Genomic DNA, 11,070 nt, shown 5'->3' on the forward strand with positions numbered 1-11,070 from the left:
CCGCGAACACCGGCGAAGACTCCAACAACCCCACAGCCATACCCACCCACTGCGCCCCCTGACCAGGGAACACGAACACCGAACGACCACGGACATCCGCCACACCACGCGTCACACCCGAGGCAACCTCATCCCCCGCCAACGCACCCAGCCGCACCAGCAACTCATCACGGTCGGCACCCGTCACCACCCCACGATGCTCGAACACCGACCGGGTCGCCACCAGCGAATACGCCACATCCGCCACACCCAGCTCCGGACACCCCGCCAGGAACCCCCGCAGCTGCTCGGCCTGTGCCCGCAGTCCGGCCGCGCTGCGGCCGGACACCACCCAGGCCACCGGGCCCTCAGCGACCTCGGTCTCGGTCTCCTGGGCCTCCTCGGGCTCCGGAGCCTGCTCCAGGATCGCGTGGGCGTTGGTGCCGCTGATGCCGAACGAGGACACACCGGCACGGCGGGGCTGCTCGGTCTCCGGCCAGGGGGTCGACTCGTTGAGCAGCCGGATGTCCCCCTCCGACCAGTCCACCTGGGATGACGGCTCATCCGCGTGGAGCGTCTTGGGCAGCACACCGTTGCGCATGGCCATCACCATCTTGATGACCCCGCCGACACCGGCGGCCGCCTGCGAGTGGCCGATGTTGGACTTCAGCGAGCCCAGCCACAGCGGCTTGTCCTCCGGCCGCTCCTTGCCGTAGGTGGCCAGCAGCGCCTGCGCCTCGATCGGGTCACCCAGCGAGGTACCGGTGCCGTGCGCCTCCACCGCGTCCACCTCGGCGGGCGTCAGGCCCGCGTTCTTGAGCGCCTGGCGGATCACCCGGCGCTGCGAGGGGCCGTTGGGGGCCGTCAGACCGTTGGAGGCGCCGTCCTGGTTGATCGCCGAGCCCCGGATGACGGCCAGCACGGGGTGGCCGTTGCGCCGGGCGTCGGAAAGCCGCTCCAGCAGGAGCAGGCCCGCGCCCTCCGCCCAGCCGGTGCCGTCGGCTGCCGCGCCGAACGCCTTGCAGCGGCCGTCGGGAGCGAGTCCGCCCTGACGGCTGAACTCCACGAACATGCTGGGGGTGAACATGACGGCCACACCGCCCGCGAGGGCCAGCGAGCACTCCTCCTGACGGAGCGCCTGGCAGGCCCAGTGCAGCGCCACCAACGACGACGAGCACGCGGTGTCCACCGTCACGGCGGGCCCCTCCAGGCCCAGGGTGTAGGCCACCCGCCCGGAGACCACGGAGGTGGCGTTGCCCGCGAGCAGCAGCCCCTCCACGCCCTCTGGCATCTCGCTCACCCCGGCGCCGTAGCCGGAGGGCGCGGCGCCGACGAACACACCGGCCTGGCTGCCCCGCACCGACGCCGGGTCGATTCCGGCGCGTTCGAACGCCTCCCAGGCGGTCTCCAGCAGCAGCCGCTGCTGGGGGTCGGTGGCAAGCGCCTCCCGCGGGCTCATGGAGAAGAAGCCGGGGTCGAAGTCGCCGGGCGCGTCCAGGAATCCGCCCTCGCGGACGGAGAAGGTGCCGGACCGGTCCGAGTCCGGGTCGAAGAAGCCGTCCACGTCCCAGCCCCGGTCGGGCGGGAACTCGGTGATGGCGTCGCCGCCTTCGGCGACGAGCCGCCACAGCTCCTCCGGAGTGCGCACACCCCCCGGGTACCGGCAGCTCATCGCCACGATGGCGATGGGCTCCCGGTCCCGCTCCTCCACCTGTCGAAGTCGCCGACGAGCCTGACGCAGGTCAGCGGTCACCTTCTTGAGGTAGTCAAGGAGTTTTTCGTCTTCCGCCACTATCCCCAGCCCCTTGAAACACTCTGTGAGTTCCAGCTCGCCACGTCAGGACATTCCGAATTCGTCGTCGATGAGTTTGAAGATCTCGTCGGCGGTGGCCGATTCGATCTCGCTGTCGTCGTCCAGGTCGTCGTCGGGCGCCGCGGCGGTGCCGGACACCTGCCCGGTGCCGCCCGCTGACCACTTGGCCACCAGGCCCTGGAGCCGCGCCATGATCTGGGCGTGGGTCTCGGTGTCGGAGTCGAGCGCCGACAGGGTGGATTCCAGCCGGTCGAGTTCTCCGAAGACCGGCTCGGTCGCGGGCCCGTCCGCGGGGGTGACCTCCTCCCGCAGGAACCGTCCGAGCGACGCCGGTGTCGGGTAGTCGAACACCAGGGTCGCGGGCAGCCGGGTCCCGGTGATCGCGTTGAGCCGGTTGCGCAGCTCGACGGCCGACAGGGAGTCGAAGCCCAGGTCCTTGAAGGCGTGTCCGGGCTCGATGGCCTGCCCCGACGCATAGCCGAGTACGACGGCCACCTGGTCGCACACCAGGTCCACCAGGACGCGCTCGCGCTCCGTCTCGGACTTCCCGGCCAGGTGCTGCTTGAGTGCGGCGGCCGGGTCGGCCGTGGTGCTCGCGGCGCCCGACTCGGCGGTCCTGCGGGCGGGTGCCCGCACCAGTCCGCGCAGCAGCGCGGGTACCGGCTCGCCCACGGACGCCATGTCCATCGTCATGGGCACCAGGACGGCCCCGTCGAGATCGCGGGTCGCGTCGAACAGCGCGAGTCCGGCCTCGGGGGTGAGGGCGACCATGCCGGTCCTGGTCATACGGGTGACGTCGGCGTCGGCCAGCTCGGTGGTCATGCCGCCGTCCTGTGTCCACGGGCCCCAGACGAGCGAGGCGGCCGGGAGCCCTTCGGCCCTGCGGTGCTGGGCCAGGGCGTCCATGAAGGCGTTGCCCGCCGCGTAGTTGGCCTGGCCCGCGCCACCGAAGGTGCCGGAGACGGAGGAGAACAGGATGAAGGCGGAGAGGTCGAGATCGCGCGTGAGCTCGTGGAGGTGCAGCGCCGCGTCCACCTTCGGACGCAGCACCTTGTCCACCCGCTCCGGGGTCAGCGACTCCACCACACCGTCGTCCAGCACACCCGCGGCGTGCACCACGGCCGACAGCGGACGCTCCGAACCGATCCCCGCCAGCAGAGCCTCCACCGAGGCACGGTCGGCCACATCACACGCCACCGCCTCCGCCTCGGCACCCAGACCCGCCAGCTCCGCCACCAACTCCGCCGCACCCGGCGCCTCCGCACCACGACGACTCGTCAGCACCAGACGCTCCACACCGTGCTCCACCACCAGGTGACGGGCCAGCAGCGCACCCAGACCACCCGTACCACCCGTGATCAGCACCGTGCCGGGGCCGTCCAGCGTCCTCGGCATGGTCAGCGCCACCTTGCCGGTGTGGCGGGCCTGGCTGATGAACCGGAACGCGTCGGGCGCCCTGCGGACGTCCCAGGTGCGCACCGGCAGTGGCCGCAGCACCCCGCGGTCGAACAGCGAGATCAGGTCGTGCCACATCTCGTGGATGCGGTCGGGGCCCGCCTCGATGAGGTCGAACGCCTGGTAGGAGACGCCGCTGTACTCGGCGGCCACCTCTTCCGGATTCCTGATGTCGGTCTTGCCCATCTCCAGGAACCAGCCGCCGCGCGGCAGCAGCCGCAGACCCGCGTCCACGAACTCCCGCGCCAGCGAGTCGAGCACCACGTCCATGCCGCGCCCGCCGGTCACGTCGAGGAAGCGCTTCTCGAAGTCCAGCGTCCGCGACGAGGCGATGTGGTCGTCGTCCAGGCCCAGCGACCGCAGGGTGTCCCACTTGCCCTCGCTCGCGGTGCCGAACACCTCGGCGCCGAAGTGCCGCGCCAGCTGGAGCGTGGCCATGCCCACACCACCGGCCGCCGAGTGCACCAGTACCGACTGGCCCTCCTTCAGGTCCGCCAGGTCCCTCATGGCGTAGTAGGCGGTGAGGAACACGATGGGGGTGGAGGCCGCCTGCTCGAACGTCCAGTCCCGCGGGACCCGGGCGACGACGCGCGAGTCGGTGATGGCGACCGGACCGAACGACCCGCTGAAGATGCCCATCACCTTGTCGCCGGGCACGAGGTCCGTGACCGCGGAGCCGACCTCGGTGACCACACCGGCGCCTTCGCCGCCGAGCGGTCCGGCCTCCCCCGGGTACATCCCCAGGGCGTTGAGCACATCGCGGAAGTTCAGGCCCGCGGCGCGCAGCGCCACCCTGATCTCGGTCGCGCCCAGTTCCTCCGTGGCGTCGGGGCAGGGCAGCAGCGCCAGGTTCTCCAAGGTCCCCTTGGCGTGCATGTCCAGCCGCCATTCGCGCACCCCGGCGGGCGGCAGCAGCGCGGTGCCCGAGGAGACCCGGGCCATGCGCTGGCCGAGCACCGTGCCCTCGCGGACCACGGCCTGGGGCTCGTCGGTCGCGAGCACCGTGGGCAGCGCCGCCCTGGACTTCTCGTCCTCGTCCAGGTCGACCAGGACGAAGCAGTTCGGGTTCTCCGACTGCGCGGACCGCACCATGCCCCACAGGGGTGCGTGGATCAGGTCCGGGGTCTCGTCGTGGCCCTCGGGTGCCATGGCGCCCGAGGTCACGAAGACCAGCCGGGAGGAGGCGAACCTGCGGTCGCCGAGCCAGCCCTGGATCATGCCCAGCGTGTGGTGGGTCACCGCGTGGACGGCGTCCACCGGCTCCGGGGCCCGCTTGGCCCTGCTCTTGCCCTTGCCCTTGCCCTTGCCCTTGCTCTTGGGCTTGCCCCGGGCCGCCTCGTCGTCGAGGCCCGGTGCGTAGGACACCAGCACGGCGTCCGGGGCGGCGGCGCCACCGTCGATCGCGGCGCCCAGGGCGTCGAGGTCGGCGTAGCCGGTCACCTCGGCTCCGGCGATCGCGCCGGAGGCCAGTCCGTAGTGGTCGGCGCCCACCACGGCCCAGCGCGCCGCCGACGTCCCGGCCGCGGCGACGGCCGGTACGGGGGTCCAGTCCAGCGTGAACAGCGAGTCGCGGAACGCCGACGTCCTGGCCGTGTCGATGTGGTCCACCGACACCGGGCGCAGTACGAGGGATTCGACCGACGCCACCGGGCGGCCGGTGCCATCGGCCACCGCGAGGGCGATGGAGTCCGGTCCCAGCTGGGTGAGGCGCACCCGCAGGGTGGACGCGCCACCGGCGTGGAGCGACACCCCGCTCCAGGAGAACGGGAGCCGGGAGAGGCCGACGTCCTCCAGGGCGACGAAGGTCACCGCCTGCACGGCGGCGTCCAGCAGCGCCGGGTGGAGGCCGAAGTCGGCCGCGTCCGAGGCGTGTTCTTCGCCGAGGCCGACCTCGACGTAGACGTCGTCGCCGGAGCGCCAGGCGGCGCGCAGGCCCTGGAACACCGGGCCGTAGGCGAAGCCGGAAGCGGCGAAGCGCTCGTAGAAGTCGCTGATGTCCAGCGCTTCGGCCTCCGCCGGGGGCCATGCGGTCAGGTCGAACGACGGCTCGGGTCCGGTCGGGGCCAGCGCACCGGCCGCGTGCTGCGTCCACGGCTGGTCCGAGGAGGCATCGGCCGGGCGGGAGTACAGGCTGAGCGAGCGGTGGCCCGTCTCGTCCGTGTCACCCACCCACAGCTGCACCTGGACGGGTTCGTGTCCGGGCAGGACCATCGGGGTGGCCAGGGTGACCTCTTCGACCCGGCCGCAGCCGACCTGGTCGGCGGCGCGGATGGCCAGTTCGAGGAATCCGGTCCCGGGGAACAGGGCCGCGCCCGCGATCGCGTGGTCGGCCAGCCACGGCTGGCTCTGCACCGACAGCCTGCTGGTGAAGAGGAATCCGTCGCGGCCCGCGAGCTCGACCCCGGCGCCCAGCAGCGGGTGGTTGGGGGAGCTGAGCCCGACCGAGGAGATGTCCCCGGTCATCGGGCCGCCGGTCTTCGGCCAGTAGCGCTGCCGCTGGAAGGCGTAGGTGGGCAGCTCCACCCGGCGGACGTCCAGCCCGGCGAAGGCCGTCGACCAGTTCACGGTGGTGCCGTGGACGTGGAGTTCGGCCAGCGCCGTGGTCAGCGCCTGGGCCTCGGGGCGGTTCTTGCGCAGTGCGGGGACGAGGGTGAGCGGGTCTGCGGCCTCGTCGGCCGTCACGCAGTCCTGGGCCATCGCGGTGAGCACACCGTCGGGACCGACCTCGAGGAACGAGGTCACCCCCAGCTTCTCCAGGGCCCGTACGCCGTCGGCGAACCGGACCGCCTCCCGCACGTGCCGCACCCAGTACTCCGGCGAGCACACCTCGGCCGCGCCCGCCGACGCGCCCGTGAGGTTGGAGACCAGCGAGATCGACGGTGCCGCGAAGGACAGGCCGGAGACCACGTCACGGAAGTCGTCGAGCATCGCGTCCATGCGGGGCGAGTGGAAGGCGTGACTGACCCGCAGCCGGCGGGTCTTGCGGCCCTGCTCGGCCCAGTCCCCGGCGATCTCCAGCGCCGCGGCCTCGTCACCGGCGATGACGACGGCGGTCGGGCCGTTGACGGCGGCGATGCTCACCTCGGTCTCGCGGCCGACCAGCGAACCGGAGACCTCCTCTTCGGATGCCTCGATGGCGACCATCGCGCCACCCTCGGGCAGCGCCTGCATCAGACGGCCACGCGCCGCGATGAGCGCGCACGCGTCCTCCAGCGAGAGCACCCCGGCCACATGGGCCGCGGCCACCTCGCCCACCGAGTGGCCGATGAGCACATCCGGGGTGACGCCCCAGTGCTCCAGCAGCCGGAACAGCGCCACCTCGATGGCGAACAGCGCGGGCTGGGTGAACGCCGTCTGGTTCAGCAACTCGGCGTCCGCGCTGCCCTCGTCGGCGAAAATCACCTCCCGCAGCGGCCGGTCGAGCAGCACATCGAGGTACGCGCACACCTCGTCCAGAGCGCGGGAGAACACCGGGAAGCGGTCATACAACTCCCGTCCCATGCCGGGACGCTGTGCGCCCTGACCCGAGAAGAGGAACGCCGTCTTACCGGCCGTGCCCACCGATCCCTGGATGACTCCGGGTGCCGTGCCACCGGAGGCGATGGCCTCCAGACCGCTCAGCAGTCCCTCCCGGTCGCCGCTCATGAGCACGGCGCGGTGGTCGAAGACGGACCGGGTGGCCGCCAGCGAGTGGCCCACGTCGTTCAGGTCGAGCTCGGGGTGGGCCGCCACATAGTCGTGCAGGCTCCTGGCCTGGGCGCACAGCGCCTGGGCGCCCTTGCCCGCGACCGTCCAGGGGAGGGTTTCCGCGACCGCCGAGGGGGTGTCGTCCGTATGGATCCGCTCGCCCGTCTGCGGCCCGTCCGGCTCCGGGGCCTGCTCGATGATGGTGTGGGCGTTGGTGCCGCTGATGCCGAACGAGGAGATGCCCGCGCGGCGCGGCTCGCCGTCCTCCGGCCACGCGGTCGGCGCGGTCAGCAGCCGGACCTCGCCCGCCGTCCAGTCCACGTGCGGTGTGGGCTCATTGACGTGGAGCGTCTGCGGCAACACGCCCTCCCGCATGGCCATCACCATCTTGATGACGCCCGCGACACCGGCCGCGGCCTGGGTGTGCCCGATGTTGGACTTGATGGAGCCCAGCCACAGCGGCTGGCCGTCCGACCGCCCCTGGCCGTAGGTGGCCAGCAGCGCCTGCGCCTCGATCGGGTCGCCGAGCCTGGTGCCGGTGCCGTGTGCCTCGACCGCGTGCACCTGGTGGGCGGCGAGGTCGGCGCTGGCCAGCGCCTGGCGGATCACCCGCTGCTGCGAGGGACCGTTGGGGGCCGTCAGACCGTTGGACGCGCCGTCCTGGTTGACGGCGGAGCCGCGCACGATCGCCATCACCGGGTGGCCGTTGCGCCGTGCGTCGGACAGCCGCTCGAGCAGCAGCACACCGACGCCCTCGCCCCAGCCCGTGCCGTCGGCCGACGCCGCGAACGCCTTGCAGCGCCCGTCCGACGACAGCCCCTTCTGGCGGCTGAAGTCCACGAAGGAGCCCGGGGTGGACATGATCGTGACACCGCCGGCCAGCGCCATGGAGCACTCGCCCTGCCGCAGCGACTGCACGGCCATGTGCAGCGCCACCAGCGACGAGGAGCACGCCGTGTCCACCGTGACGGCCGGTCCTTCGAGGCCGAAGGTGTAGGAGATGCGGCCGGAGACGACGCTGCCCGCGTTGCCGGTGCCGAGGTAGCCGTCGGGGCCGCCCGGGGCGGTCAGCAGCAGGCCGATGTAGTCCTGGCCGTTGCTTCCCGCGAAGACGCCGGTCCGGCTTCCCCTGAGCGACACGGGGTCGATGCCCGCCCGCTCGAACGCCTCCCACGAGGTCTCCAGCAGCAGCCGCTGCTGCGGGTCGATGGTCAGCGCCTCGCGGGGGGCGATCCCGAAGAACGCCGGGTCGAACTCATCGGCGTCATAGACGAATCCACCGCCGCTGGCGTAGCTGGTGCCCGTGTTCTCCGGGTCCGGGTTGTAGAGGTCGTCCAGGTCCCAGCCGCGGTTGGCCGGGTAGGCGCTGATCACGTCGCTGCCCTCGGAGACCAGTCGCCACAGGTCCTCCGGGGTGCGCACCCCGCCGGGGAAGCGGCAGCTCATCGACACGATCGCGATCGGGTCGTCGTCCACGACGGTGCCCGTCACCACCGGCAGGTCATCGGCCGGTGCGGGCGCGGTGCCCAGCACCTCACCGAGGATGAACCGGGCGAGCACCGTGGGCGTCGGGTAGTCGAAGGCCATCGTGACGGGCAGGTTCACACCCGCCGCCGCGCTGAGGCCGTTGCGCAGTTCCACCGCGGTCAGCGAGTCGAACCCGATGTCCCGGAAGGCCCGTTCGGGCTCGACCGCTTCGGCGCTCGGGTATCCGATCACCTCGGCGGCGTGGGACCTGACGAGGTCGAGCACCTCCGCCTCGCGTTCGACGGCAGACAGCCCCTCGAGGCGCACGGCCAGCCCGGTGAGCGCCGCGCCCAGTTCGGCCTCGGCCGCCTCCAGTGCCTGCCGCACCTCCGGCAGTTCGTTGAGCAGCGGGCGCGGCCGGGCCGAGGCGAAGCCGGGCGCGTAGCGCTCCCAGTCCACATCGGCGACGGTGATGTCCACCTCGTCGTGGTCGAGCGCCTGCTGAAGGGCGTCGACGGCGAGTTCGGGCACCAGCGGCGGCATACCGCGCCGCTTCAGCTGGGCCGCGGTGGCGTCGTCCACCAGACCGCCGCCGCCCCAGGCACCCCACGCCACCGATGTGGCCGCCAGCCCCTGGGCCCGGCGCTGCTGCGCCAGGGCGTCGAGGAAGGCGTTCGCGGCGGCGTAGCTGCCCTGACCGGCGCCGCCGACGGTTCCGGCGTAGGAGGAGAAGAGGATGAACGCGGACAGGTCCAGGTCCCGGGTGAGCTCGTGGAGGTTCACCACGGCGTCCACCTTGGGCCGGAAGACCCCCTGCGCCCTGGGGACGGTGAGGGTGTCGATGAGCCCGTCGTCCAGCACACCGGCCGCGTGCACCACCGCGGTCAGCGGGTACTCCGCGGGCAGCCCGTCCAGGAGCTCCCGCAGCGCGCCGCGGTCAGCGGCGTCGCAGGCCGCGACGGTGACCCGCGTGCCGAGCGCGGTCAGCTCGTCCCGCAACTCGGCCGCGCCGGGGGCCTCCAGGCCGCGGCGGCTGGTCAGCACCAGGTGCTCGGCACCGGCATGGGCGAGCCAGCGGGCGAGACGGCCACCGAGGGCACCGGTACCACCGGTGATCAGAACGCTGCCGCGAGGCTCCCAGACGCGGGCCGGACGGGCGTCGCCCAGGGGCGCGCGGACGAGCCGTCGGGCGAAGACCCCGGAGGCGCGCACCGCCACCTGGTCCTCGTCACCGGAGCGCCCGATCAGCCCGACCAGGCGGTCCAGCGCGCGTTCGTCGAGCGCGTCCGGGGACTCGGGGAGGTCGACCAGACCGCCCCAGCGCTGTGCGTACTCCAGGCCGACCACCCGGCCCAGACCCCACACCAGGGACTGCTTGACGCGGCCGACCCGGTCGGAGCGGCCTACGGACACCGCCCCGGTGGTGGCCAGCCACAACGGCACATCGATGTCGATGTCGCTCAGCGCCTGGACCAGGGCCACGGTTCCGGCGAAGCCGCGCGGTATGCCCGGGTGTTCGGCCAGTGCCTCCTCGTCCAGGGCGAGCAGGGAGAGCACTCCGTCGATCGCGGGCGTGTCCTCCTGGCCGTCCCCGTCCGCGGGCGGGGTGCCGGGGGCGGCGGCCCGCAGGAGGTCGGCCAGCGACGACCGCTCCGGCTCCGTACCGTCCAGGTCGACGCGCACCATCCGGGCACCGTGGCGTTCCACGTCCCGTGCGATGCGCCCGGCCAGTTCACGGGCGGCGTCGACCGGCGGTACGACGACCATCCACGTACCGGTGATCGGGGCCTCCTGCCCCCGCTCGGCGCCGGACGACGGCTGGTCGATGACGGGCTTCCAGTTGATCCGGTAGCGCCAGTTGTCGACCGTCGAGCGGTCCCGCCTGCCCCGCCGGTACGACGACAGGGCGGGCAGCACCGCGCTCAGCGGCGCCTCCCCGTCGAGCTCCAGCGTCCGCGCCAGCCCCTCCAGGTCCTCGCGCTCGACGGCCTCCCAGAACCGGGCGTCCACCGCGTCGGCCTCGGATACGGGGCCGTTGCCGAACCCGCCGTCCTCGGCCGCCTGTGGCCAGTAGCGCTGCCGCTGGAAGGCGTACGTCGGCAGGTCCACCTGACGGGCCCCGTGTCCGGCGAACACCTTCCGCCAGTCGATGTCGGCCCCGTTGACATGGAGCTCGGCGATCGAGGTCAGGAACCGCTCCAGGCCGCCCTCGTCGCGGCGCAGCGTGCCCACGACCACGGCCTGGGCCTCGGCTGATTCAACCGTCTGCTGCACCGGCAGGGTGAGCACCGGGTGCGGGCTCACCTCGATGAACACGCCGTGGCCGGTGCCGAGGAGGGTACGGGTGGTGGCCTCCAGCTCGACGGTCTGCCGCAGGTTCCGATACCAGTACTCCGCGTCCAGACCGGTGGTGTCCACCAGCTCACCGGAGACCGTCGAGTAGAACGGCACCTCCGGCACACGCGGCTCAAGATCCGCCAGGACCGTCAGCAACTCCTCACGGATGGCCTCCACATGAGCGGAATGCGAGGCGTAGTCCACCGGCACCCGACGAACCCGCACCTCCTCACCCTCCAGCCGCGCCACCATCTCATCCAACGCACCCGGATCACCGGACACCACCACCGAACCAGGACCATTGACGGCGGCGACAGAAATCGCCCCACCCC

Annotated in this window: 2 protein-coding genes; both read right to left on the reverse strand. The window is 72.4% G+C overall.

What is annotated here, in order from left to right; genetic code table 11:
- Positions 1–1,771 (reverse strand): type I polyketide synthase (locus VT50_RS28570; protein ID WP_143645286.1); only part of this gene is annotated, 1,771 nt, incomplete at its 3' end.
- A gap of 45 nt (positions 1,772–1,816) precedes the next feature.
- Positions 1,817–11,070, reverse strand: a 9,254-nt coding sequence (locus VT50_RS28575) for a type I polyketide synthase (RefSeq protein ID WP_143645287.1), incomplete at its 5' end; no start/stop codon positions are given.

The sequence above is a fragment of the Streptomyces antioxidans genome (genome assembly GCF_000968685.2).
GTDB classification, from domain to species: domain Bacteria; phylum Actinomycetota; class Actinomycetes; order Streptomycetales; family Streptomycetaceae; genus Streptomyces; species Streptomyces antioxidans.